The 24,518-nt window shown below is 71.5% G+C and carries 21 protein-coding genes and 1 tRNA gene; 11 read left to right on the forward strand and 11 right to left on the reverse strand.

The annotated features are described in order from the left end of the window. Positions 1-214: 214 nt before the first annotated feature. The 4 genes from IH50_RS0103215 to IH50_RS0103230 form a co-directional block, all read right to left on the reverse strand. Positions 215-544 carry a rhodanese-like domain-containing protein gene (locus IH50_RS0103215; RefSeq protein ID WP_030856969.1) on the reverse strand — a complete coding sequence of 110 codons (330 nt, stop codon included), beginning with the start codon at positions 542-544 and terminating at the stop codon, positions 215-217. 52 nt (positions 545-596) lie between these two features. After that, positions 597-1,436, reverse strand: coding sequence for a hypothetical protein (locus IH50_RS0103220; RefSeq protein ID WP_030856971.1), 840 nt, complete (start codon positions 1,434-1,436; stop codon positions 597-599). Positions 1,437-1,526: 90 nt separating this feature from the next. Continuing rightward, on the reverse strand, positions 1,527-2,966 hold the full coding sequence (locus tag IH50_RS0103225) for a DUF2252 domain-containing protein (RefSeq protein ID WP_051767162.1): 1,440 nt from the start codon (positions 2,964-2,966) through the stop codon (positions 1,527-1,529). A gap of 256 nt (positions 2,967-3,222) precedes the next feature. Next, complete coding sequence (locus IH50_RS0103230; protein WP_030856975.1) at positions 3,223-3,888, reverse strand: ScbR family autoregulator-binding transcription factor; 666 nt, start codon at positions 3,886-3,888, stop codon at positions 3,223-3,225. Between the two features lie 247 nt (positions 3,889-4,135). Here IH50_RS0103230 and IH50_RS0103235 point away from each other — a divergent pair, with 247 nt between their 5' ends. Beyond that, positions 4,136-5,095 (forward strand): ScbA/BarX family gamma-butyrolactone biosynthesis protein, encoded by a 960-nt coding sequence (locus IH50_RS0103235; protein ID WP_037871922.1) that lies wholly within the window; start codon positions 4,136-4,138, stop codon positions 5,093-5,095. Further along, positions 5,092-6,018, forward strand: a complete 927-nt coding sequence (locus IH50_RS0103240) for an NAD-dependent epimerase/dehydratase family protein (protein WP_030856979.1) — start codon at positions 5,092-5,094, stop codon at positions 6,016-6,018. The genes IH50_RS0103235 and IH50_RS0103240 overlap by 4 nt, the downstream gene beginning before the upstream one ends. Positions 6,019-6,074: 56 nt before the next feature. Here IH50_RS0103240 and IH50_RS0103245 read toward each other — a convergent pair whose 3' ends face one another. Together IH50_RS0103245 and IH50_RS0103250 are read right to left on the reverse strand one after the other, a co-directional pair. After that, the gene (locus IH50_RS0103245) at positions 6,075-6,707 is read right to left on the reverse strand and encodes a response regulator (RefSeq protein ID WP_037871966.1); all 633 of its coding nucleotides are present in this window, start codon (positions 6,705-6,707) and stop codon (positions 6,075-6,077) included. 23 nt (positions 6,708-6,730) lie between these two features. Further along, entirely contained in the window at positions 6,731-8,014 is a 1,284-nt protein-coding gene (locus IH50_RS0103250; protein ID WP_234328074.1) for a sensor histidine kinase, read from the reverse strand. 181 nt (positions 8,015-8,195) lie between these two features. Between IH50_RS0103250 and IH50_RS0103255 the strand changes: the two genes are divergently transcribed. Then, on the forward strand, positions 8,196-8,942 hold the full coding sequence (locus IH50_RS0103255; protein ID WP_030856986.1) for an ABC transporter ATP-binding protein: 747 nt from the start codon (positions 8,196-8,198) through the stop codon (positions 8,940-8,942). Further along, a complete protein-coding gene (locus IH50_RS0103260) occupies positions 8,936-11,380 on the forward strand; it encodes an ABC transporter permease (RefSeq protein ID WP_030856988.1) in 2,445 nt (814 codons plus the stop codon). Before IH50_RS0103255 ends, IH50_RS0103260 begins: the two co-directional genes overlap by 7 nt. A gap of 305 nt (positions 11,381-11,685) precedes the next feature. Here IH50_RS0103260 and IH50_RS0103265 read toward each other — a convergent pair. Continuing rightward, positions 11,686-11,769: transfer RNA gene (locus tag IH50_RS0103265), tRNA-Leu, on the reverse strand. Between the two features lie 527 nt (positions 11,770-12,296). Between IH50_RS0103265 and IH50_RS0103270 the strand changes: the two genes are divergently transcribed. The 7 genes from IH50_RS0103270 to IH50_RS0103300 all read left to right on the forward strand — a co-directional run bounded on the left by IH50_RS0103270 (position 12,297) and on the right by IH50_RS0103300 (position 21,687). Continuing rightward, entirely contained in the window at positions 12,297-13,136 is an 840-nt protein-coding gene (locus IH50_RS0103270; RefSeq protein ID WP_030856990.1) for an FhaA domain-containing protein, read from the forward strand. Between the two features lie 10 nt (positions 13,137-13,146). Next, complete coding sequence (locus IH50_RS0103275) at positions 13,147-13,659, forward strand: FHA domain-containing protein FhaB/FipA (protein WP_030856992.1); 513 nt, start codon at positions 13,147-13,149, stop codon at positions 13,657-13,659. Positions 13,660-13,800: 141 nt separating this feature from the next. Next, positions 13,801-15,342 carry a Stp1/IreP family PP2C-type Ser/Thr phosphatase gene (locus tag IH50_RS0103280; protein WP_037871970.1) on the forward strand — a complete coding sequence of 514 codons (1,542 nt, stop codon included), beginning with the start codon at positions 13,801-13,803 and terminating at the stop codon, positions 15,340-15,342. Positions 15,343-15,369: 27 nt separating this feature from the next. Beyond that, on the forward strand, positions 15,370-16,818 hold the full coding sequence (locus IH50_RS0103285) for an FtsW/RodA/SpoVE family cell cycle protein (RefSeq protein WP_030856996.1): 1,449 nt from the start codon (positions 15,370-15,372) through the stop codon (positions 16,816-16,818). Further along, entirely contained in the window at positions 16,815-18,281 is a 1,467-nt protein-coding gene (locus tag IH50_RS0103290; protein ID WP_030856998.1) for a peptidoglycan D,D-transpeptidase FtsI family protein, read from the forward strand. Before IH50_RS0103285 ends, IH50_RS0103290 begins: the two co-directional genes overlap by 4 nt. A 168-nt stretch (positions 18,282-18,449) precedes the next feature. Further along, entirely contained in the window at positions 18,450-20,459 is a 2,010-nt protein-coding gene (pknB, locus tag IH50_RS0103295; protein ID WP_030857000.1) for a Stk1 family PASTA domain-containing Ser/Thr kinase, read from the forward strand. Positions 20,460-20,646: 187 nt separating this feature from the next. After that, on the forward strand, positions 20,647-21,687 hold the full coding sequence (locus tag IH50_RS0103300) for a restriction endonuclease (protein ID WP_037871924.1): 1,041 nt from the start codon (positions 20,647-20,649) through the stop codon (positions 21,685-21,687). A 90-nt stretch (positions 21,688-21,777) separates the two neighbouring features. Here the strand turns inward: IH50_RS0103300 and IH50_RS0103305 are convergent, their stop codons facing one another. Genes IH50_RS0103305 through IH50_RS0103320 form a run of 4 tightly spaced genes read right to left on the reverse strand, consistent with a single transcriptional unit; the run spans position 21,778 to position 24,482 of the window. Beyond that, entirely contained in the window at positions 21,778-22,548 is a 771-nt protein-coding gene (locus tag IH50_RS0103305; RefSeq protein WP_030857005.1) for a class E sortase, read from the reverse strand. Between the two features lie 13 nt (positions 22,549-22,561). Further along, positions 22,562-23,689, reverse strand: coding sequence for a class E sortase (locus tag IH50_RS0103310; protein ID WP_030857007.1), 1,128 nt, complete (start codon positions 23,687-23,689; stop codon positions 22,562-22,564). Beyond that, positions 23,686-24,324: an aminodeoxychorismate/anthranilate synthase component II gene (locus tag IH50_RS0103315; RefSeq protein WP_030857009.1), complete on the reverse strand. Its 639-nt coding sequence runs from the start codon at positions 24,322-24,324 to the stop codon at positions 23,686-23,688. Before IH50_RS0103315 ends, IH50_RS0103310 begins: the two co-directional genes overlap by 4 nt. Then, positions 24,321-24,482, reverse strand: coding sequence for a hypothetical protein (locus tag IH50_RS0103320; RefSeq protein WP_176726179.1), 162 nt, complete (start codon positions 24,480-24,482; stop codon positions 24,321-24,323). Before IH50_RS0103320 ends, IH50_RS0103315 begins: the two co-directional genes overlap by 4 nt. Positions 24,483-24,518 lie beyond the last annotated feature (36 nt).

Here is a 24,518-nt window from a genome sequence, read left to right on the forward strand (position 1 = left end):
CGATGCCGGCCCGGCCGCCCGGTACGGCTTCCCGACACCGGTCCTGCCCTCCGGTGCCACGCTCCGGAGTCACTCCGGCACAGCCCGGTCGCCCGGCGCCGCTCTCGGGCCGTCCGGTGCCATGCTCCGGCCGTCCGGTGCCGGTCCGGCGCCGCCGGGTGTCCGCAAGGGCCGCGTCCGGCGGGCCGACCGCGCGGGCGTCCGCGGGACGGGTCTACAGAACGTGCCCCGGCGTTCCGTCGTCCGTGACGACGGAACGCCCGGCGGCCTCCCACACCTGCATGCCGCCGTCCACGTTCACGGCATCGACGCCCTGCTGGGCCAGATACATGGTGACCTGCGCCGACCGTCCGCCGGAACGGCAGATCACATGGACCCGGCCGTCCTGCGGGGCGGCCTCGGTCAGCTCGCCGTAGCGGGCCACGAACTCACTGATGGGAATGTGCAGCGCCCCTGCGGCGTGGCCGGCCTTCCACTCGTCGTCCTCGCGGACGTCCAGCAGGAAGTCGCCGTCCTCGATGTCCGCGACCCGGACCGTGGGCACACCAGCTCCGAAACTCATGCCCCCGACGCTACCCGACCGGGTGGCCCCCGGCTCAGGCCAGCAGTGCCGCCAGCTCCGCCTCGCGCTCGGTCACCTGGGTCCGCAGCTGCTCGGCGATCTCCTCCAGGAGCCTGTCGGGGTCGTCCGGGGCGAGGCGGAGCATCGAGCCGATGGCACCGTCCTCCAGTTCCCTGGCGACCAGCGTGAGCATCTCCTTGCGGCGGGCGAGCCATTCGAGGCGGGCGTAGAGCTCCTCGCCCGCGCTCGGGACACGCTTCAGCTCCGGTCCCTTGGCCCACTCCTCGGCGAGTTCGCGCAGCTCGTCCTCGTTGCCGCGGGCGTAGGCGGCGTTGACGCGGGTGATGAACTCCTCGCGGCGCGCTCGTTCCTTCTCCTCCTGCGCCAGGTCCGGGTGGGCCTTGCGGGCGAGGTCGCGGTAGAGCTTGCGGGCCTCCTCGCTGGGCCGCACCCGCCGCGGGGGCCGCACCGGCCGGTCGGTGAGCATGGCGGTGGCCTCGGGGAAGAGGCCGTCGCCGTCCATCCAGCCGTTGAGCAGCTCCTCGACGCCGGGGATGGGCATCAGCCGGGCGCGCGCCTCGTCGGCCCGGCGCCGGTCCTCGGGGTCGTCGCTGCGGGCGGCCCTGGCCTCCAGGATCAGGGCCTCCAGCTCCTCGAGCCGGGCGTACATCGGGCCGAGCTTCTGTTCGTGCAGCCGGGAGAAGTTCTCGACCTCGACGCGGAAGGTCTCCACGGCGATCTCGAACTCGATCAGCGCCTGCTCGGCCGCGCGGACGGCCTGCTCCAGCCGCTCCTCGGGCCGCGCCGCGCCACCACCGCCGGGGGTCCGCTCCGCACCGGCGCCGCCACTCTGCTCACCTTCCGAGGTCGTCACCCGGACAGCGTAGGCCACCCGCCCGGCCGGTCGCCCCGCCGCGGCGGCGCACTCCCCGGTCAGAGGCGCGCGCCTGACCCGGAGGCCCGCTCACACCCCCGTCTCCGCCGCGATCCGTCCCGACCGCACCGCGGTCACCAGGTCGGTGTGGTCGGCCTCGGTGCGGTCGGCGTAGGTGACGGCGAAGGCCGCCACCGCCTCGTCCAGTTCGTCGTTCTTGCCGCAGTACCCGGCGATCAGGCGGGGGTCGGCGCTGTGGGAGTGGGCGCGGGCCAGCAGGGCACCGGTCATCCGGGCGTAGTCGTCGATCTGGTCGACGGCCAGCGCGGCCGGGTCGACGCTGCCCTTGCGGTTGCGGAACTGGCGCACCTGGTAGGGGCGGCCGTCGACCGTCGTCCAGCCCAGCAGGCTGTCGCTTATCACCTGCATCCGCTTCTGGCCGTGGACCACCCGCCTGCCCTCGTGGCCGGCCTCGGGGACGTCGAACCCGGCCGTCGGCAGATGCGGCACGAGGGCCGAGGGGCGGGCCTCCTTCACCTGGAGGACCAGGGGCTCGCCCCGGTGGTCGAGGAGCAGCACGACGTACGAGCGGGTGCCCACACTGCCGGTGCCGACGACGCGGAACGCCACGTCGTGCACCGCGTGCCGGGCCAGCAGCGGGTGGCGGTCGGGCGGGAGCGTGCCGAGGTACCGCTCCAGCGAGGCGGCCACCCGGGCGGCCTCGTCGTCCGGTATGCGGCGCAGGACCGGCGGCGCGTCGACGAAGCGGCGGCCGCCGTCCCCGGTCGGCTCGGTGGACTTGGCCGCGAACCGGCCGCTGGTGTTCGCGCGGGCCTTCTCGGAGACCCGCTCCAGGGTGCCCAGCAGGTCGTGGGCGTCGGTGTGGGAGACCAGTTCCTCGTCCGCGATGGCGTTCCAGGCGTCCAGCGCCGGCAGCTTGGACAGCAGCCGCATCGTGCGGCGGTAGGCGCCCACGGTGTCGTGGGCCGCGGCACGGCAGGTGTCCTCGTCCGCGCCGGCCTCGCGCCCGGCGAGCACCAGGGAGGTGGCGAGCCGCTTGAGGTCCCATTCCCAGGGGCCGTGCACCGTCTCGTCGAAGTCGTTCAGGTCGATGACCAGTCCGCCGCGCGCGTCGCCGTAGAGGCCGAAATTCGCCGCGTGGGCGTCGCCGCAGATCTGGGCGCCGATCCGGGTCACCGGCGTGCGGGCCAGGTCGTACGCCATGAGACCCGCCGATCCACGCAGGAAGGCGAACGGTGTCGCCGTCATCCTGCCCACCCGGATCGGTGCGAGCTCGGGCAGCCGGCCCCGGCTGGACTCCTCGACGGCGCTCACGGCGTCGGGGCGGGAGGCGTCCGGGGCGAAGGCGGCGTGTGCCGCGCGGGGAACCCGACCGCGCAGGGCCTTGCCCTCCACCCTGGGGCTGCCCCCGGCGAACGGCTCGGCGAATCCCGGCACCCGCGGCAGCCGCCGCACCGGGACCGCACCGCCGGTCCCGGTCGCACCGGCGGGCTCATGAGTCCCGGACATCACGGCAACGGCTTCGGTCACGGCGACCGCCTCCCCGTACACATACGTGCCGTACACACGCGTCGACATCGATCGTGCCGACCGTACAGCCGGTGGCCGAAACACGTCAGACCCTGTGGACAACTCTTCCGGTGTGGAAAGCCCGGGCCCGGCCCGGTGCGGACGAGGCCCGGGGCCCATCCGGTGCGGACGAAGCCCGGCCCGCGTCTCGTCAGCGGGTTCGGTCGGTCCGATCCGTGCGGACGAGGCCCGCCCCCTACCCGACCTCCGCCACCTCTCCCGCCGCCGGCAGCAGCCGTCCCTCGGCGAGCAGCCGCCCGGCGCGGTCCTGGGAGATGTCCAGCCGGGCCAGCACGGCCGGAACGGCCACGCCCGGCAGCATGTGGTGGAAGAGCACGGCGACCCGGTGCTCCAGGTCCTGCCGCTGGCAGCGCAGCTGCGACAGGAGCTGCACCCCGGAGAAGCTCGCGACCAGCAGTTCCGCCGTCTCCGTCGCGTCGACGTGCGGCAGCAATTCGCCTCCCGCCTTGGCCTCGGCCAGGGTCCGGGTGGTCTGGTCGATCCACATGCCGAACGCCGGAGTGCGGTCCAGCCCCAGCGCCCCCTGGTCCAGGGCCAGTCCGACACTGGCCCGTACCAGCGGTTCGGTCCGCAGCCGCAGCGCCAGCACCAGGCCGGAGTCGACGAGTTCCTGCAGTTTGCTGGACTGGGGCGGCAGGGAGATCGCGAGCTGCTCCTCGAACACGCCGAGCGCCAGCTCCTCCTTGGAGCCGAAGTGGAAGTACAGCGCGCCCTTGGTGACTCCGGCCCGCTCCAGGATCTCCCCGATGGTCGCCGAGGTGTAGCCGCGTTCGTCGAAGACGGCCGCCGCCGCCTCCAGGATGGTCCGCCGGGTGCGGATCGCGCGCTCCTGTCGCGCCATCGGGTGCCTCCTGATCTGGGTGGATCTCGTGGGTCGCACCGCGCGGTCGTCATGAAGCTGCCGTGGAGCCGTCGTGAAGCCGCCGTGCGGTTGTCGTGTCGTGCGGGGCGCGTGGGCTCGTCTCCGGCGGTGTGGATCACCCTTGGAAAAAAACCAACTCGTCCGTATCTTAGTGCGAGCCGCCCGGAGGTCCGATGCCCGGTCCCGGGTGTTCCTCATGCCGCCGCCGGATTCCTGGAGCGCCCCCATGGAGGATCAGACCGGACAGCGGGTCCCGCCCGCAAACACCGCCGGCAGACCCGGTGCCCGCAGCCGCGTCACCGCCGAACTCGCCCACCGTCCCCGCGCGGCGGACGTCTTCCCGGTCGAATGGGTCCGGCTCTCGGACGTCCGCTTCCGTGTCACCGCGCGCTGGCCCGCGGACCACGCCTTCTTCGGCCCCGTCGACGACCGCCACCAGGATCCGATGATCGTCGGTGAAACGTTGCGCCAGACCTCGATGGTTCTCGCCCACGCGGAGTTCGGCGCCCCCGCCGACACCCACTTCGTCATGCGGGACCTGGACGTGTTCACCGACCCGGACCGGCTGCTGCTCGCGGACGCGGACGAGCCGGTCACCGTCGACGTCGTCTGCTCCGAGGTCCGCCGCCGGGGCCGGGGCCTGAACGGCATGCGCACGACGATGGAGTTCCGCCGCGCGGGACGCCTCGTCGCCCGGGGCACCGGCAGCACCGGCTGCACCTCCCCGGCCGCCTACCGCCGCCTGCGGGAACGCCAACTGGCCGCCCAGGGGGCCCGAATACCGCTGCCGGAGCCGGTGTCGCCCGAACTGGTGGGCCGCCACCGCGCGGAGGACGTCGTCCTCGCTCCCGCGGACCGGCCCGGCTCCTGGCTGCTGCGCGCACACACCGGGCACCCGGTCCTCTTCCCGCGCCCCAACGACCACGTCCCCGGCATGGTCCTGTTCGAGGCGGCCCGCCAGGCCGCGACCGCGGCGTCGGACCGGCTGCCCTTCCTGCCGTCCGAACTGTCCGTCTCCTTCAGCCGCTACGCCGAGCTGGACAGCCCCTGCCGGCTCGACGCCGAAGTGCTCGACAAGGGTGAGGGCGAGGTGACGGTGCGGGTGTCGGGCACACAGGACGGCCGGCCCGTCTTCGCCGCCACCCTCACCTGCCCGCCCCAGGCCCCGGTACGGTCCCTGCCATGACCGTCGACCTCCTGATCACCGGCGCGACGGGCTTCATCGGCAGCCGGGTCGCGGCAGCGGCCCTGGAACGCCCCGGGGTCCGCGTCCGGTCACTGTCCCGCCGTACGCCGTCCGGGCGGCCGGACTCCGAGGCGGTGCCCGGCGACCTCGCCGACCCGCGCACCCTGCACGGCACGTGCGCCGGCGTCGACGTCCTCGTCCACTGCGCCTCCCGCGTGAGCGGTGACCCGGAGTCCGTCGCCGCGGTCAACGACCTCGGCACGAAGGCCCTGGTGGAGGAGGCCGTACGGAGCGGAGTGCGCCGGATCGTGTATGTGAGCACCGCCGCCGTCCACGGCCGGGGCCCCTTCCGGGGCGTACGGCCCGGTGAAGCCCCGATCGCGCCCGCGTCCGCCACCAGCCGCACCCGCGCGGCAGCCGAACGGCATGTCCTCGACGCGGGCGGCCTGGTGCTGCGCCCGCACCTGGTGCACGGCGAGGGCGACCGCTGGATGATCCCCGGACTGGTGGGACTGCTGCGGGAGTTGTCCGCGTCCGTGTCCGGCTGCGAGGCGCTCCAGTCGATGATCGACGTCGACACCCTGGGCCGGGCGGTCGTCGCCGCGGCACTGTCCCCCGGCCACGGACCCGGTGCCCACTACGTCGCGCACCCGGCCCCCGTCCCCGCCTCGGAGCTGGTCGCGGCCGTGTGCGAGCGGGTGGAACGGCCCGGCGGCGGCGCCTCGGTGGACGTGGACACCGCCCTCGCCCGGGCCGCCGGGTCCCCGCGCGCGCTGCATCACCTGGGCATGCTCACCGTGGACCACTGGTTCGCGGACGACGGCTTCTGGAAGGACCTGGACTGCTCACCGGGTGAGGGGTTCGCCCGTACGTTCGTGCGGTCGGCATCGTGGTATCGGTCGTACATGATGACCGGTCGATAAGGAAACCGTCCGGTCGGTTCATATCGCCACAGCCGACCACGCTCAGTCATGCCTGGTCACGCCCGCAGGTAAGCCAGCACCGCGAGGACCCGCCGGTGCGTCTCGTCCGTCAACGGCAGGTCCAGCTTCGTGAAGATGCTGCCGATGTGCTTGCCGACGGCGGCCTCCGACACCACCAGCTCCCGGGCGATCGCGCCGTTGGACTTGCCTTCCGCTATCAACGCCAGCACCTCCCGCTCCCGCGGGGACAGCCGCTCCAGCGGATCACGGCGGTGGCGCAGCAACTGCCGTACGACCTCGGGGTCGACCACCGTGCCGCCGTCCGCGACCTGGCTCAGCGTGGTCACGAACTCCTCGATCTGGCCGACCCGGTCCTTGAGCAGATAGCCGATGCCGGTGCCGTCGCCGGAGTCCAGCAGGTCGGAGGCGTACCGGCGCTGCACGTACTGGCTGAGCACGAGGACGGGCAGGGTGGGCCGCTCGGCGCGCAGGCGCACGGCCGCGCGCAGGCCCTCGTCCTGGAAGCCCGGGGGCATCCGGACGTCCGTCAGCACGATGTCGGGTTCGTGTCTCCCGGTCTCGGCGATCAGCGCCTCGGCGTCGCCGACCGCCGCGACGACCTCGTGCCCGCACTGCTGGAGCAGGCCGATCAGGCCCTCCCGCAGCAGCACGCTGTCCTCGGCCAGCACGACGCGCAGTGCCCGGCCGTCCGTCAGGGGAAGCAAGGAGCGCAAGGGATCTCCACACGCAGCAGGGTCGGCCCACCCACCGGGCTGGACAGGATGAGTCTGCCATCGAGCACCGACACCCGGTCGGCGAGTCCGGTCAGTCCGCTGCCCGCCCCGGCCCGCGCGCCGCCCCGCCCGTCGTCACGGACCTCCAGCAGCAGCCGCCCGTCACGGTGTCCGCCGGCCACCCGCGCGCGGCTCGCCCCGCTGTGCCGGGCGACGTTGGCGAGCGCCTCGCACACCACGAAGTACGCGGCGGCCTCGACCGGCGTGGGCAGCCGGCCGGTGAGGTCCAGGTCCACGTCCACGGGTACGGCGGACCGGTCGGCGACGTCGGCGACCGCGGCCTCGAGACCGTAGTCGGCGAGGACCTGGGGGTGAATGCCGTGGATGAGCTCCCGCAGCTCCCCGAGCGCCCGGCCCGCCTCGTCGTGGGCCTTGGCGAGCCGGTCGGCCAGCGGTCCGGGCGGCGCCTCCAGACGGGCCAGGCCCAGCGTCATCGTCAGGGCGACCAGACGCTGCTGGGCCCCGTCGTGCAGATCACGCTCGATACGCCGCCGCTCCGCCTCGAAGGCCTCCACCAGCCGCACCCGGGACCGGGTCAGTTCGGTCACCCTGGCGTCCAGGGCGGTCTCCCGCGGGGCGATCAGCAGCCGGGTCAGCCCCGCGCGGGCACCCGCCGCGACGCCCAGCAGATAGGAGCCCAGGGCGAGCAGGACGATCCCGAGCAGGGCTGCACCGGCCGCCGCCGGCCAGGTGGTGACCGTCCACAGTTTGAGGACCTTCGCCTCCTCACCGTCCCCGGCCGTGGCCATCAGCAACGGGGTGGCGGTCACGGCCGCCGGGAAGAGCAGGCCGGCCGTGAGCGCGAGGGCGTCGACCGGCCACAGCAGGCCCGCGAACAGCAAGGCGTGCCCGAGCTCCCGCCAGGTGGCCCGCTCCCGCAGCCGGAAGGTCAGCCAGGCCCGCAGGCCGGGGGCGGCGGGCGGCAGGTGCGGGTCGGGTGCCGGATCGCGGTCGGCCAGCCGCAGCCGCCACCGCTCCAGCCGGGCCACCGGTATGCCCGCGAGGGCGGTGCCGAGCAGCAGCACCAGCCCCACCAGGACCGGCGCGAGCACTCCGCCGGCCACCACCGACACCACGACGCCCACGAGCACGACCGCGCCGGTCACCGCGCCGGTGAGCAGGTATCCGGCCGAGCGCCACGGCCACACCGACAGCACGTAGCCGGGACGGGACATGGCCTGCCAGGGATTTCGAGGGTGCATGCGGATCACGGTAGAAGCCCGCGCCGGACGCGGCCATGGGCCTGGGCGGAGGCTTCGGGGTATGCCTGGCCCTACCCCTTTTTCTCACCCCTGCCGCACTGCGCCGACCGGCTCCCGAACGGTTTCGTGGTCACAGGTGAACAGCCCGGAACGGCCGGGCCGGACATGGGGAGCGGGGCACATGAGCCAGAGGAACGGCGACGCGGTCACCTTGCGTCGGGTGAGCCGGCGGTACGGGTCGGGCGACGGCGCGGTGAGCGCGCTGGACGAGGTCTCCCTCGTCTTCCCGCGGGGGAGTTTCACCGCCGTGATGGGCCCGTCCGGCTCCGGCAAGTCGACGCTGCTGCAGTGCGCCGCCGGGCTCGACCGGCCCACCTCGGGCTCGGTCACCGTCGGCGGCACCGAGCTGACCGGGCTCGGTGAGAGACGGCTGACCCTGCTGCGCCGCGAGCGCGTCGGCTTCGTCTTCCAAGCGTTCAACCTGCTGCCGGCGCTGACCGCCGAGCAGAACGTCGCCCTCCCGCTGCGGCTGGCCGGCCGGCGCGTGCCGCGGGTCCGGATCCGTGAGGCGCTCCACCAGGTCGGTCTCGGTGACCGAGCCCGGCACCGGCCCGCCGAGCTGTCCGGCGGTCAGCAGCAACGCGTCGCGCTGGCCCGTGCCCTGGTCACCCGCCCCGAGGTGCTGTTCGCCGACGAACCGACCGGCGCGCTGGACTCCCGCACCGGACACGAGGTGCTCACACTGCTGCGCGGCCTGGTGGACCGCGGGGGACAGACGGTCGTCATGGTGACCCACGACCCGGTGGCCGCCTCCCGCGCCGACCGCGTGGTCTTCCTGGTCGACGGCCGCGTCCACGACGAGCTGACCGGGGCGGGCGCCGACGCCGTCGCCGCGCGGATGACCGGTCTGGAGGCCACGCCGTGCTGAGCCTCGCCCTGCGCACCCTGCGCGCCCGGTGGATCACCTTCGCCGGCAGCTTCACCGCCCTCGCGCTGGGCGTGACCCTCCTCACCGTCATGGGACTCGCCCTCGCCTCCTCCCTGGACGCCCCCGCGCGGGAGCCGGAGCGGTTCGCCGCCGCCCCGGCCGTGGTCAAGGGCACGGACACCCTGCGTATACCGACGCCGAACGGCGAGAAGACCGGGGAACTGGCACACCCGCGCGCGGTGCCGGCAGCGACCGTCGCGAAGCTGCGCCGGCTCGGCACGGTCGTCAAGGACCGCTCCTACCCCGTCCGCGCGGAGGGCGCCCCCGGCGAACTGACCGGCCACCCCTGGTCCACCGCCGCGTTCGCCCCGTACGAGATCGAGGCGGGCCGTGCGCCTCACGCGGACGACGAGGTCGTCGTCAGCGGCGACTGGACGCGGCCCGGCGCGCGGATGCGCACGGACCACGGCACCGTACGGGTCGTGGGCACCGTGGCCGGCCGCGGCTTCGAGCACGCCGTCTTCCACACCGACGCGCGCGCCGCCGAGCTGTCCCCGGCCGTCACCCAGCTGGTCGTGGACGCCGACCCGGCGGCCGTACGGGAAGCGGTGCGCGGAGCCGAGGGCGTCCGGGTCCTCACCGGGGACGGCCTCCGGTACGCCGACGCGGCCCCCGAGCGGGACAGCGAGGCACTGACCGCGATGAACGCCCTGTTCGGCACGGCGGGCGGGGTAGCCGCCTTCGTCTCGGTGTTCGTGGTGGCGTCCACCTTCGCCTTCGTGGTCGACCGGCGGCGCCGGGAATTCGGACTGCTGCGCACCACGGGGGCCACGCCGGGCCAGATACGGCGCACGGTGGCCACCGAGGCCCTGCTGGTCGGGGTGCTCGCCTCGGCCGCCGGTTGCGCGTTCGGCGGGTACGCGGCGCCCTCGCTGGCCGCGTGGGTGGCCGACGTGGAGCTGGCGCCGGACTGGTTCACGATCGGCGACGCGGTCTGGCCGTACCACGTGGCGTTCTGGACGGGGCTCCTCGTCGCCCTGAGCGGTGTCGTCGTCGCCTCCTGGCGGGCGGGGCGCACGGGCCCCGTCCAAGCGCTGCGCGAGGCGTCCGCCGACAGCACGGCCCTGACGCGGGGACGGTGGCTGTGCGGCGCGGCTCTGCTGCTGACCGCCGGGGTGACGCTCGCCGTGGCACTGCTCGGCGATCCGGGCGACCTGCTGCACCGCAAGACCTACGTCAGCCGGCCCATGCTGCTGATCACCGCCGGCGCGCTGCTCGCCCCGCTCGTCGTCCGCCCGCTCACGCGGCTGCTGACCCGGTTTCCAGGGGTGATCGGCATGCTGGTGCGTGAGAACGCGGCCGCCGGGGTGCGCCGTACGGCCGCGGTCGCGGCACCCGTGCTGGTCACGGTCGCCCTCACGGGCTCGTTGCTCGGCGCCACCGCCACCCTGGACCGGGCCGGGGCCCTCGAGGCGCGGGAACGGACCACCGCGGCGTTCGTCGTCACGGCCGCGGGTGACGGGGTCTTCGACGCGCGGACGCTGGACCGGCTGCGCGCGGTGCCCGGCGCGCGGGTGTCGGCGAGCGCACCGAGCGCGGTGTACGTCCTGGAGGAGGGCGTGGCGCTGGTCAGGTCCGAGGCCCGGGCCGTCGATCCCGGGGCGCTGGCGGCCACCGCGCGGCTGCCGCTCACCGCGGGGAAGGTCACCGGCCTCGACGACGGCTCGATCATTGTCAACGAGGAGTGGGAACGGCACACGGTGGGGCAACGCGTGCGGGTGTGGCTCGGGGACGGCACGGAGCGGACGCTGCGGATCGCCGCGGTGATGACCACCGGCACCGGCGACAACGGCGTCTACGTCACCCCGGCCAACGCACCGGGCGCCCGCGCGGACCGGGTGGACGTCGCCCTTGTGGACGGCGCCGACGCGCACGTGGTGGCCGCCGCGCTAAAGCGGGCGGTGCGGCCCGCCGGCGGCCGGGTCCTCACCTCGGAGCAGTGGCTCTCCGCCACGGCCCCCGGGACGGAACGCACCACCCGCTACGGCCTTCTGCTGGTCCTCGGCATCGCCCTGCTGTACACGGGCATCTCCCTGGCCAACACCATGGTCATGGCGACCTCCGACCGGGTGCGCGACCTCGCGGTCCTGCGGCTGGCCGGGGCCACGCGGTGGCAGGTGCTGCGGATGGTGGGCGCGGAGTCGCTGACGGTGGTCGCGGTCGGCGCGCTCCTGGGCCTGACCGTGGCCGCGCTCGATCTGGCCGGCATGTGGGGAGCGCTGGTCCTGCTCTCGGTCCCCGCCACGATCGTCCTCCCCTGGTCCACACTCGCCGCCGTCACGGCCGCCTGCGCCGTGCTCGCCACGGTCTCCGCGGTCGTCACCGCCGCCCTCGCCCTGCGCCGGCCCGCGCTGGAGTCGGCGGGTGTCCGCGAGTGAGCCCCTCATGACCCGCACCGGAATCGACGGGCCTGCGCGGGCGAGCTCCTCGTCACCCGCGCCGGAATCGGCAGGACTCCGCGAGTGAGCCCGCGCGGCCCGCTCCGAAGGCCCCGCCGGCGCCCTCCCCGATTCCTTCCGGGATCTCCCCGGAAGCCTCGGAAGGACGGCCTCGGAGGGGGACGGGACACCACTCCACGACGAAAAGGATCATGAGATGTTCCTCACACGCCATCCCGCCGCCGCACCCACCGCGAGCACGCGAAACGGGCGGCATCCGATGGATGCCGCCCGTTTCGACGGTGTGCGCGAGGGGGGAGTTGAACCCCCACGCCCTTGCGGGCACTGGAACCTGAATCCAGCGCGTCTGCCTATTCCGCCACCCGCGCATTGGGTGTGTCTTCCGGGCCCTGCCCCTTGGGGCCTTGCGCCTTCCGACATCCAGAACATTAGCACGCTGGCCGGGGTGGATTCACATCCCTTTCCCCGCGACCGCTCCCACCGCCCCCCGCCGCCCCACCGGCCCCGACGAGCCCGCACCGCCCCGGCCGGCCTCCCCGAGCCCCGGATGTCGCGACGCCGACCGATTCACGTATCAACCTCGTACCGGTAGTCCCCGTCTGTCCAGGAGCAGGGTGGAGTCCACAGCCGGGTGCGGGACACTGGTCTGCGGCCCCCTCTACGATCCATGGCAGAACGACGCGCACGAACACGGCCGAAGGAGTTCGCCGAAGGAGTTCGAAGAGGGGTCCCGGAGGGAACTTCGTCAGGCGTCGACACCCGTCGACCGGGCCGACAGGGGGAACCAGCCGATCGACCGGCGCGTGGATACGATCAGTAAGCAGTACCAGGTAGGCGGTGCACGAAACGGTGCGCCAGGCAGTACACAGGACGGCAGCTACGGAGGAGGTGCCCCATGGGAGTCCTGAAGAAGTTCGAGCAGCGCCTCGAAGGTCTGGTCAACGGCACCTTCGCCAAGGTGTTCAAGTCCGAGGTGCAGCCCGTGGAGATCGCGGGAGCGCTCCAGCGGGAATGCGACAACAACGCCACCATCTGGAACCGCGACCGCACCGTCGTACCCAACGACTTCATCGTCGAGCTGAGCACCCCGGACTACGAGCGGCTCAGCCCGTACTCCGGCCAGCTCGGCGACGAGCTCGCCGGCATGGTGCGCGACTACGCCAAGCAGCAGCGCTACACCTTCATGGGCCCCATCAAGGTGCACCTGGAGAAGGCGGACGACCTCGACACCGGCCTGTACCGGGTCCGCAGCCGCACACTCGCCTCCTCCTCCGCCGGCCAGGCCCCCGGCGCTCCCGGCGGCGCACCGCCGGCCGGCCGCCCCGGCGGCTACGGCTACCCGTCGGCCGGCCCCGCGGGCGCCCCGCCCATGCCGGCCGCGCCGCCGCCCGGCGGTGGCTACGGCTACCCGCCGCCCGCGGGCGGCCAGCGGCCCCCCGCCGTGCCCGGCGGACGCACCCGCTACTGGATCGAGATCAACGGCACTCGCCACCAGATCTCCCGCGCCACCCTCGTGATGGGCCGCAGCACCGAAGCCGACGTACGGATCGACGACCCCGGCGTCTCCCGCCGGCACTGCGAGATCCGGACCGGAACGCCCTCGACGATCCAGGATCTCGGATCCACCAACGGCATCGTGGTGGACGGGCAGCACACCACCCGCGCTACGCTCCGCGACGGCTCGCGGATCGTCGTGGGCAGCACCACCGTTATCTATAGGCAAGCCGAAGGGTGAAGCGGGGGCAATGTCAGAGCTGACCCTCACGGTCATGCGGCTGGGTTTCCTGGCCGTACTGTGGCTGTTCGTGATCGTGGCCGTGCAGGTCATCCGGAGTGACCTGTTCGGCACTCGCGTCACCCAGCGCGGATCACGGCGTGACGCCGGCCGGCCACAGCAGGCCGCCCGCCAGGCACCTCCGCAGCAGCGCCAGCAGTCCGGCGGCGGGGGCCGCCGCGGCCGGAACACCCCCACCAAGCTGGTCGTGACCGAAGGCACCCTCACCGGCACCACCGTCGCCCTCCAGGGCCAGACCATCACCCTGGGCCGGGCGCACGACAGCACGATCGTGCTGGACGACGACTACGCCTCCAGCCGCCATGCCAGGATCTACCCGGACCGCGACGGCCAGTGGATCGTCGAGGACCTGGGCTCCACCAACGGCACCTACCTGGATCGGAACCGGCTGACGACCCCCACACCGATTTCGCTGGGCGCGCCGATCCGCATCGGCAAGACCGTCATCGAGCTGCGGAAGTAGTGCTACACCAATGAATGAGCGCGAGCGGAGCGAGCACGCAGCGGGGGCCCCCGACCAGGGCCCCGGCGCGCTCCCGACCGGAGGGTGGGCAGTGTGGCTCGACACGACCGGCTGTACCCGGAGCCGACGGGCGAGGTGCGCATGAGTCTGTCCCTGCGCTTCGCCGCCGGATCGCACAAGGGCATGATCCGGGAGGGCAACGAGGACTCCGGTTACGCCGGTCCCCGCCTGCTCGCCATCGCCGACGGCATGGGCGGCGCCGCCGCCGGCGAGGTCGCCTCCTCCGAGGCGATCTCCACCATCGTCGCCCTCGACGACGACGTCCCCGGCTCCGACGTGCTCACCTCGCTCGGCACCGCCGTCCAGCGGGCCAACGACCAGCTCCGCATGATGGTCGAGGAGGACCCCCAGCTCGAGGGCATGGGCACCACCCTGACCGCCCTGCTGTGGACCGGTCAGCGCCTCGGCATGGTGCACGTCGGCGACTCCCGCGCCTACCTCCTGCGCGACGGCGTCCTCACCCAGATCACCCAGGACCACACCTGGGTGCAGCGTCTGGTCGACGAGGGCCGGATCACCGAGGAGGAGGCCACCACCCACCCGCAGCGCTCCCTGCTGATGCGGGCCCTCGGCAGCGGCGAGCACGTCGAACCCGACCTCTCCATCCGCGAGGTCCGGGCCGGCGACCGGTACCTGATCTGCTCCGACGGCCTGTCCGGCGTGGTCTCCCACCAGACCCTCGAGGAAGCCCTGGCCAGCTACCAGGGCCCCGAGGAGACCGTCCAGAACCTGATCGAGCTGGCCCTGCGCGGCGGCGGACCCGACAACATCACCGTGATCGTCGCCGACGTCCTGGACCTCGACACCGGCGACACCCTCGCCGGGCAGCTCTCCGACACCCCGGTCGTGGTCGGCGCCGTCGCCGAGAACCAGAACCAGCTCTCCGACAACGGCATCATGCAGACCCCCGCCGGCCGCGCCTCCGGCCTCGGCAGGCGGCGCAAGGAGGGCGGCGGAGGCGAGTTCGGCCCGCCCGGCAGCGGCGACATCACCGGCTTCATCCCCACCGACGGCTTCGCCTACGGCGACGACGACTTCGTCAAGCCCGGCAAGAACCGCCGGTGGCTCAAGCGGTCCGTCTACAGCCTGCTCGCGCTCGCCGTCCTCGGCGGCGGCCTGTACGGCGGCTGGCGCTGGACCCAGACGCAGTACTACGTCGGCACCAACGGCGAACACGTCGCCCTGTACCAGGGCATCAGCCAGGACCTGGCCTGGGTCTCCCTCTCGGAGATCGAGAAGGACCACCCCGAGATCGAACTCAAGTACCTGCCGCCCTACCAGCGGAAGCTGGTCGAGGCGACCATCGCCGAAGGCGACCTCTACGGCGCCCGCGCGAAGATCGAGGAACTGTCGGTACAGGCCTCCGCGTGCAGGAAGCAGGCCGAGCGGCGTTCCGCCGAGAGCGAGAAGAACGCGAAGACCGGCGAGGGCGAGGCCGGAGGCACCACGGGAACCACACCCGCCTCCTTCACGTCCAAGGCCTCGCCGACGCCGGACCCCTCGGGTTCGGCGAAGGCACCGGAGCAGTCCACGCCCCCGTCCACGACCGCACCCACTTCCAGCCCCGGCCCCAGCCTCTCGGAGGAGGAGCAGAAGGTCGTCTCGTTGTGCGGTAAGCAGTAGGCAAGCCGTGAGAGGCCCTGTCACACGATGAGCAGTACTACCAACCCGTCGACGCAGCACACGTCCACGATCGGCGCGATCGGCGCACCCAGCCGCCGCAACACCGAGCTCGCGCTCCTGGTGTTCGCCGTCGTCATCCCGGTCTTCGCCTACGCCAACGTAGGGCTGGCCATCAACGACGAGCTGCCCACCGGGCTGCTGAGCTACGGCCTGGGCCTCGGCCTGATGGCGGGCGTCGGCCACCTCGCCGTACGGAAGTTCGCCCCGTACGCGGACCCGCTGATGCTGCCGCTGGCCACCCTGCTCAACGGCATCGGCCTGGTCGCCATCTGGCGCCTGGACCAGTCGAAGCGGCTGCAGGCCAGCAGCACGTTCGTCGAGGCGGCGCCACGCCAGCTGATGTACTCCGCGCTCGGCGTCGCCCTGTTCATGGCCGTGCTGTTCTTCCTCAAGGACCACCGCGTCCTGCAGCGCTACACCTACATCTCCATGGCCGGCGCGCTGGTCCTGCTGCTCCTGCCGCTGGTCCCGGGCCTCGGACACAACGTCTTCGGCGCCAAGATCTGGATCAAGATCCCCGGACTCGGCACCCTCCAGCCCGGCGAATTCGCCAAGATCGTCCTCGCGGTCTTCTTCGCGGGCTACCTCATGGTCAAACGTGACGCCCTGGCCCTCGCCAGCCGTCGCTTCATGGGGCTCTACCTCCCCCGCGGACGCGACCTCGGCCCGATCATCGTCGTCTGGATCATCTCCATCCTGATCCTGGTCTTCGAGACCGACCTCGGCACCTCGCTGCTGTTCTTCGGCATGTTCGTGGTCATGCTGTACGTCGCCACCGAGCGGACCAGCTGGATCGTCTTCGGTCTGCTGATGTCCGCGGTCGGCGCCGTCGGCGTGGCGAGCTTCGAATCGCACATCCAGACCCGCGTACAGGCCTGGCTCGACCCGATGCACGAGTTCGAGCTCAGCCGCGCCGGGGTCCAGGACGGCATCGTCCACTCCGAGCAGGCCATGCAGGCCCTGTGGGCCTTCGGCTCCGGCGGCACCCTCGGCAGCGGCTGGGGCCAGGGCCACTCCGACCTCATCGGCTTCGCCGCCAACTCCGACTTCATCCTCGCCACCTTCGGCGAGGAGATCGGCCTGGCCGGCGTCATGGCACTGCTCCTGCTCTACGCGCTGATCGTGGAGCGCGGCGTACGCACCTCCCTTGCCGCCCGCGACCCGTTCGGCAAGCTGCTCGCCATCGGCCTGTCCGGCGCCTTCGCGCTCCAGGTCTTCGTCGTGGCCGGCGGCGTCATGGGCCTGATCCCGCTGACCGGTATGACCATGCCCTTCCTGGCGTACGGCGGTTCCTCCGTCATCGCCAACTGGGCACTGATCGGCATCCTGCTCAGGATCAGCGACACCGCCCGCCGCCCGGCGCCCGCCCCCGCCACCAACCCCGACGCCGAGATGACCCAGGTGGTCCGCCCGTGAACAAGCCCCTGCGCCGGGTCGCGATCTTCTGCGGCCTGCTCATCCTCGCCCTGCTCGTCCGGGGCAACTGGCTGCAGTACGTCCAGGCCGACCAGCTGGCCTCCGACGACGAGAACCGCCGCGTCAACATCGAGCGCTACGCCACCCCGCGCGGCAACATCATCGTCGACGGCAAGGCCATCACCGGGTCCGTCGAGTCCAAGAGCGGCGACTACAAGTTCAAGCGCACCTGGACCGACGGTGCCATGTGGGCGCCGGTCACCGGCTACTCCTCGCAGGCCTTCGGAGCCAACCAGCTGGAGAAGCTGGAGGACGGCATCCTCACCGGCAACGACGACCGGCTCTTCTTCCGCAACACCCTCGACATGATCACGGGCCAGCCGAAGGAGGGCGGCAGCGTCGTCACCACCCTCGACGCCGCCGCGCAGAAGGCCGCGTACAAGGGTCTCGGCGACAAGAAGGGCGCCGTCGCCGCGATCGACCCGCAGACCGGCAAGATCCTGGCCCTGGCCTCCACGCCGTCGTACGACCCGTCGAAGTTCGCCGGGACCTCCGACGAGGACGCCAAGGCCTGGATGGCGGTCCAGAAGAAGAACAACCCCGACGACCCGATGCTGAACCGGGCACTGCGCGAGACCTACTCGCCGGGCTCCACCTTCAAGGTGGTCACCGCCGCGGCGGCACTGGAGGAGGGTCTGGTCGACGACATCGACGCCAAGACCGACACTCCGGAACCGTGGATCATGCCGGGCACCACCACGCCCCTGCGCAACCACGGGAACATCCAATGTGAGAACGCCAGCCTGCGAGATGCCCTCAAAGTCTCCTGCAACAGCGTCTTCGGCAAGCTCAGCCACGAGGTCGGCAACGAGAAGATGATCGAGTACGCGGAGAAGTTCGGCTACAACAACCCCGAGCTCGACACCCCCGTCCGCGCCGCCGAGAGCATCTTCCCCGAGGACAACCCCTCACAGAACGCCATGGCCGGCATCGGCCAGGCCTCCAACCGCGCCACCCCGCTCCAGATGGCCATGATCACCGCCGCCATCGCCAACGACGGCAAGCTGATGAGGCCGTACATGGTCGACCAGCTCAAGGCCGCGAACCTGGACACCATCGAGACGACCGAACCGCAGGAGCTGTCCCAGCCCCTCTCCTCGGAGAACGCCCAGAAGATCCAGGAGATGATGGAGACCGTCGTCGAGGACGGCACCGGAGGCAACGCCAAGATCGACGGCGTCACCGTCGGCGGCAAGACCGGTACCGCCGAGCGCGGCGTCAACAACAGCGGCAAGCCCTACGCCTGGTTCATCTCGTACGCCAAGACCGACCAGGGCTCCCCGGTCGCCGTCGCCGTCGTCGTCGAGGACAGTGCCGCGACCGGTGCCGACATCACCGGCGGCGGCCTGGCCGCACCGATCGCCAAGGCCGTCATGAAGGCGGTCCTCAAGGACAAGCAGTGACCCCCGTCACGTCCGCTTCACATCGGTGCACGTTGCGGTACCGGTCCCATATCGGCTGACGCACTTGGCCAGGTCACACAAAAAGAGCCGGGTACGGTAGGCCCGGACGGCAGCCTCCGGCGGCACGCGTGTGCCGCCCGGGACCGACGGAGAGGGCTGGTAGTAGCTATGGAAGAGCCGCGTCGCCTCGGCGGCCGGTACGAGCTGGGCCCGGTGCTCGGCCGTGGTGGCATGGCGGAGGTTTACCACGCGCATGACACCAGGCTCGGGCGCCAGGTGGCGGTGAAGACGCTGCGCGCGGACCTCGCGCGCGACCCGTCCTTCCAGGCCCGGTTCCGCCGGGAGGCCCAGTCGGCCGCCTCGCTCAACCATCCCGCGATCGTCGCGGTCTACGACACGGGCGAGGATTACATCGACGGGGTCTCCATCCCGTACATCGTCATGGAGTACGTCGACGGCTCCACGCTCCGCGAGCTCCTGCACAGCGGCCGCAAGCTGCTGCCGGAGCGGACGCTGGAGATGACCATCGGCATCCTCCAGGCCCTGGAGTACTCCCACCGGGCCGGCATCGTCCACCGCGACATCAAGCCGGCCAACGTCATGCTGACGCGCAACGGCCAGGTCAAGGTCATGGACTTCGGCATCGCCCGCGCGATGGGCGACTCCGGCATGACGATGACCCAGACCGCAGCAGTCATCGGCACCGCGCAGTACCTCTCGCCGGAACAGGCCAAGGGCGAACAGGTCGACGCGCGTTCCGACCTGTACTCCACCGGCTGCCTGCTGTACGAGCTGCTGACCGTCCGGCCGCCCTTCGTGGGCGACTCCCCGGTCGCGGTCGCCTACCAGCACGTACGGGAGGAGCCGCAGCCACCGAGCGTCTTCGACCCCGAGATCACGCCCGAGATGGACGCGATCGTGCTGAAGGCGCTGGTCAAGGACCCCGACTACCGGTACCAGTCGGCCGACGAGATGCGCGCCGACATCGAGGCCTGCCTCGACGGCCAGCCCGTCGCGGCGACCGCCGCCCTGGGCGCGGTCGGCTACGGCGGCTACCCCGACGAGCAGCCGACGACGGCCCTGCGCCAGGACCCCGGCGCCGCGGCGGCCACCTCGATGCTGCCGCCCATGAACCCGGACGACGGCGGCTTCGGCTACGACGACCGCCAGAGCCGCCGCCGCCAGCCGAAGAAGAACAACACCTCGACGATATTGCTGGTCGTGGCGGGTGTCCTGGTCCTCATCGGCGCGATCCTGATCGGCCGCTGGGCCATCAGCGGTGGCGGTGGCGTGGACAACGACAAGGTCGCGACCCCGAACTTCGTCGGCGAGACCAAAGCGGACGCCGAGCAACAGGCCGTCAACGGCGACGTGAAACTCACCTTCAAAGAAGCACCCTGCGAGGACCAGAGCAAGGGCAAGATCTGCGACCAGGACCCCGACGCGGGCACGAAGGTCGACAAGGACTCCACCGTCACCCTGACGGTGTCCACCGGGGCGCCGAAGGTCGAGGTTCCGGACGTCGAGGGCCTCAACTTCGACGACGCGGAAGAAGCCCTGAAGGAGAAGGGCTTCGAGGTCGAGCAGCAGACCGAGGAGTCCACTCAGACACCCGACACGGTGCTCTCCCAGGACCCCGAGGGCGGCACCTCGAAGGAGAAGGGCTCCACGGTCACACTCACCGTCGCCAAGGAGACGGCCCAGGTGACCGTGCCCAGCCTCCTGGGCAAGAGCCCCGCTGACGCCAAGGCGCTGCTGGAGGCAAAGGGTCTGGTACTCGGAACCCAGACGGAGGAGGAGTCCACGGCCCAGGCCGAGGGCACCGTCTTCGAGCAGAGCTTCGCCCCGGGTACGGACATCGACCGCGGCAGCACGGTCAACATCAAGATCGCCAAGGCACCGCAGAACGAGACGTTCGCCATGCCGAAGGTCACCCAGATCACGGTCGCCCAGGCCAAGCAGGTTCTCGCCGGGGCGGGTCTGCAGCTCGAGAGGGTCCAGGGCGGGGGCGACGACAACGCCATAGTGCTCCAGAGCAACCCGCAGGAAGGCCAGCAGGTCAAGAAGGGCGACAAGGTCACCCTGGTCGCCATCGGAGGCCAGCAGGGCAACAACGGCGGTGGCAACAACGGCGGCGGCATCTTCGGCGGCCTCACCGGCGGCCGCGAGGACGACTGACCCGGCGCAGCACCCCGTACGACAGGAGCCCCGGCACCCTCTCCGGAGGGGGCCGGGGCTTCCGTCATGAGCCCGCCCTGCACACGCGTCCTCGCCTCGCTCGTGTCTTCGCTTGTCACCACTCGTTGATCGGGTGGGGTGGGGCATCTGGGTTCTGCCCTGGACACCGGACCGAAAGGGGCAGAAAGTGATCAACGAATCCGCACTCCTGGAGTCGAAGACTCTGCGCAGCAGCGTGCTGGACCGGACGGACGTCCTCGACAGGGTCAAGGCCCTGTCGCTGCTGCCGGACGGGATGCATGTGACGACGGCGATGGTGGCGGCGTACTTCGACGTCACGGTCGAAGCCGTCCGCCAGCTGGCAAAGCGCCACCGTGAAGAGCTCGAAGTCAACGGAATGGCGGTACTCCGAGGCTCTGACCTGCGGAAATTCGAGAGTGACAACATGTCACGCTCGCTGGGAAGTTATCCACAGGCCCGTCGGAGCCTCACCGTCTACTCCCGGCGAGCCATCCTCAACGTCGCCATGCTCCTCCGCGACAGCGACGTCGCCCGTCAGGTACGCACCTACCTGCTCGACATGGAGTACCTGGCCCGCACACAGCCTGTGGAAAACCCTCCGCAGCCCGACCCCGCCCTGCTCGACGACCGCATCGACCAGCGGATCACCCGCATCCTCGGCACAACGGTCGTGCCGATGTTCAACGCCCTGATCGCCACCTCCGGTGAACACCGACGCGAACTCATCGAGCTCCGCGAGGACATCGAGAACGTCGAACGCACGCTGTGCCGGCACCACCGCCGGATCAGCGGCCTGGAGGAAGAGATTCCGACGGACCGGGTCAGGGACTCCATCGCGTCCATGACCTGGCAGGCGTTCGAACGTCACGTGGCCGGTCTGCTGCGCCGGGACGGCTGCCGCGACGTCGTCGTACGACAGGCCTACATCGACCGGGGCATCGACATCACCGCACGCACGGCCGACGGCCGTACCGTCGCCGTCCAGTGCAAGAACCGGGCGGGCCACCGCCACGTACCGAGCTCGGAGATGCAGAGGTTCGCCGGAGCCGCACGAGCCGTCGAACGCGTCGACGTCGCCCTGTTCGTCACCACGTCCTACTTCAGCCACGAGGCACAGGCGATCGCCGACCTGAGCGGAGTCCTCACCGTGGACCGTGCGGAACTGGAGGCGTGGAGCGCGGGAGCACGGCTGAAGGCGCTGCGCTAGGCCCGGAAGAAGAAAGCCCGAAGTCGCAAAAGGAGGTTGCGGCTTCGGGCCTTCGCCATATTAGGCAACGGACTCCCCCGACAGGGAGATTCAGCGCAACTCCGCCGGCGGTGTCCGCTCCTCGTCCACCTTCTCCGTGCGGACCAGTTCACCCCAGACGATGTAGCGGTACTTGCTGGTGTACACCGGTGTGCAGGTGGTCAGCGTGATGTAGTGGCCGGCCTTCTTCTTCCCGGACTCCTTCGGGATCTTCCCGAGGACGTCGACGTTGTACTTCGAGGTCTCGGGGAGGATGCCGTAGACCTTGTAGACGTACCACGTGTCCTTCGTCTCGAAGACGATCGGGTCGCCCTTCTCGATCTTGTGGATGCCGTGGAACTTCGCGCCGTGCCCGTCCCGGTGGGCGGCGAGGGAGAAGTTGCCCTTCTTGCCGGAGGTCGGCAGGGTCGCCTTCACGGGGTCGGTGTAGTAGCCGGCGACACCGTCGTTGAGGACCTTCATCGACGTGCCCTTCTCGACGAGGATCTCGTCACCGCTCATCGCGGGCACGTGCAGGAAGCCGATGCCGTTCCCGCTGTCGTAGGAGGCGGGTCCACCGCTGCCGCCACCGTCGTCGCCGGACTCCTGGGACCAGGAGTCACGGACCTTGTCCGCCTGCTTGTCCGCCGCACGGTCGGCGACGACGTTCGTCCACCACAGCGAGTAGACGACGAACAGGCCGAGCACCAGGCCCACGGTGATGAGGAGTTCCCCGAAGAAGCTGACCACCATCGCCACCGGCCCCAGGCGGCGGCGCCCCGGTGGCGGCGAGGACGCGGGCGCGTCGGCGTGTTCTTCGGTGTCGTCGGCGGTCGCTGCCACGTTTCCTCTGCCCTTAACTGACGAGCGCATCCGGCTTGCCCTTGCTGCGCGGCCGTTCCTCGACCATCTTTCCCCAGACGATCAAGCGGTACTTGCTGGTGAACTCCGGTGTGCACGTGGTCAGCGTGATGTAGCGGCCGGGCCCGGTGAAGCCCGACCCCTTCGGCACCGGGTCGAGGACGCTCACGTTGCTCGGCGGCGTCACCGGCAGGACCGACGCCATCTTGTAGACGAAGTACTCGTCCTGCGTCTCCACCACGATCGGGTCGCCCGGCTCCAGCCGGTTGATGTACCGGAACGGTTCCCCGTGCGTGTTGCGGTGGCCCGCGAGTCCGAAGTTGCCGGTCTTCGCGTCCGGCATCGCCGTCTTCAGCGCGCCCTCCGCGTAGTGCCCCACCATGCCGCGGTCGAGCACCTTCTTGCTGCTGATGCCCTCCGCGATCGGCACCACCACGTCCAGCTTGGGGATGTGCAGCAGCGCGAAGCCCTGCCCCGGCTCGAACGCCCCCGGCTTGCGCTCGCCACTGGCCCAGTCGTCCTGGAGGTCGCTGACCTCCTTGCCGGCCTGCGCGTGCGCCCGCACGTTCGTCCACCACAACTGGTAGGTGACGAACAGCAGCATGAGCACACCGCAGGTGATGAACACCTCGCCGATCGCCCGGCTCGCGACGACCGCCGGACTCGCCTTGTGCGCCCGTGCCTGCCGACGCGCCTCCACCCGCGACAACGGAGCCCGTGACGCCCCCTCAGGCGCCTCTGACGCCCCTTCCCGGCCCGCACCCGCGCCGGGGCCCTCCGTGGCCTTGTGGGAGCCTCCACGGCGCCCGTGACGCTTCCTGGCGGCCTTCCTGCGGGCCGCACGCCCGCCCGGTGCCGCTAAAGGAGCCGACGCGGACTCCTCACCTGCCGTCCGCTCCGGCGGCTCGGGGATCCGCAGCGCCACCGTCTCCTCGTCGACCGGCGGCAGATAGGCGGTGCTCTCGGCAGCGCCGCCATAGGTGCCGGACGCCGTCTCGCCGTACCACCCGTCCCCGTACGCATCCGGCGCCCCGTACGGCTGCCCGCCGTACGAGGTGCCCTGCTCGCCGGCGCCGCCATAGGCGTCGGCGCCGGACTCGCGCTCGGGACGCAGCGCGGTCACGCCGTGGCCCTGCCCACCACCGGGGCGAGCCCCGCCGACCTCGCCACCGCGCCCTCGTCGCCGCACTCCACCAGCCAGTTGGCCAGCATCCGGTGACCGTGTTCGGTCAGCACCGACTCGGGATGGAACTGCACGCCCTCGACCAGGAGTTCACGGTGCCTCAGCCCCATCACCATGCCGTCCGGCGTCCTGGCCGTGACCTCCAGCTCCGCCGGCACCGTGGCCGGTTCGGCGGCCAGCGAGTGGTAGCGGGTCGCCGTGAACGGGGAGGGCAGGCCCGCGAAGACGCCCTTGCCCCCGTGCTCCACCGGCGACGTCTTGCCGTGCAGCAGCTCGGGCGCACGGCCCACCACACCGCCGTACGCCACCTGCATCGACTGCATGCCGAGGCAGACGCCGAACACCGGCACCCCGGTGGACGCACAGTGCCGCACCATGTCCACACAGACGCCGGCCTCCTCGGGAGTGCCGGGACCCGGCGACAGCAGCACCCCGTCGAAATCGTCCTGGGCGTGCGCCGTCGACACCTCGTCGTTGCGCAGGACCTCGCACTCGGCGCCCAGTTGGTAGAGGTACTGGACCAGGTTGAAGACGAAGCTGTCGTAGTTGTCGACGACGAGAATGCGCGCGCTCACTGGTTGTCCACCGTCACATCGTTGAAGGGCAGCAGCGGCTCGGCCCACGGGAAGACGTACTGGAAGAGGACGTAGACCACGGCGATGATCAGCACCAGTGAGATGAGTGCCCGCACCCATCCGTTGCCCGGCAGATGCCGCCAGATCCAGCTGTACATGCCGTCCCTTCCGTCGTACCACGGCACCAGACCCAC

This window comes from Streptomyces sp. NRRL S-37 (genome assembly GCF_000721605.1).
GTDB lineage: Bacteria > Actinomycetota > Actinomycetes > Streptomycetales > Streptomycetaceae > Streptomyces.

Coding starts and splice junctions, on each gene's coding strand:
- IH50_RS0103225 (WP_051767162.1), bottom strand. CDS start 2,966: ATGTCCGGGACTCATGAGCCCGCCGGTGCGACCGGGACCGGCGGTGCG.
- IH50_RS0103230 (WP_030856975.1), bottom strand. CDS start 3,888: ATGGCGCGACAGGAGCGCGCGATCCGCACCCGGCGGACCATCCTGGAG.
- IH50_RS0103235 (WP_037871922.1), top strand. CDS start 4,136: ATGGAGGATCAGACCGGACAGCGGGTCCCGCCCGCAAACACCGCCGGC.
- IH50_RS0103240 (WP_030856979.1), top strand. CDS start 5,092: ATGACCGTCGACCTCCTGATCACCGGCGCGACGGGCTTCATCGGCAGC.
- IH50_RS0103250 (WP_234328074.1), bottom strand. CDS start 8,014: ATGCACCCTCGAAATCCCTGGCAGGCCATGTCCCGTCCCGGCTACGTG.
- IH50_RS0103255 (WP_030856986.1), top strand. CDS start 8,196: ATGAGCCAGAGGAACGGCGACGCGGTCACCTTGCGTCGGGTGAGCCGG.
- IH50_RS0103270 (WP_030856990.1), top strand. CDS start 12,297: ATGGGAGTCCTGAAGAAGTTCGAGCAGCGCCTCGAAGGTCTGGTCAAC.
- IH50_RS0103275 (WP_030856992.1), top strand. CDS start 13,147: ATGTCAGAGCTGACCCTCACGGTCATGCGGCTGGGTTTCCTGGCCGTA.
- IH50_RS0103280 (WP_037871970.1), top strand. CDS start 13,801: ATGAGTCTGTCCCTGCGCTTCGCCGCCGGATCGCACAAGGGCATGATC.
- IH50_RS0103285 (WP_030856996.1), top strand. CDS start 15,370: ATGAGCAGTACTACCAACCCGTCGACGCAGCACACGTCCACGATCGGC.
- pknB (WP_030857000.1), top strand. CDS start 18,450: ATGGAAGAGCCGCGTCGCCTCGGCGGCCGGTACGAGCTGGGCCCGGTG.
- IH50_RS0103320 (WP_176726179.1), bottom strand. CDS start 24,482: ATGTACAGCTGGATCTGGCGGCATCTGCCGGGCAACGGATGGGTGCGG.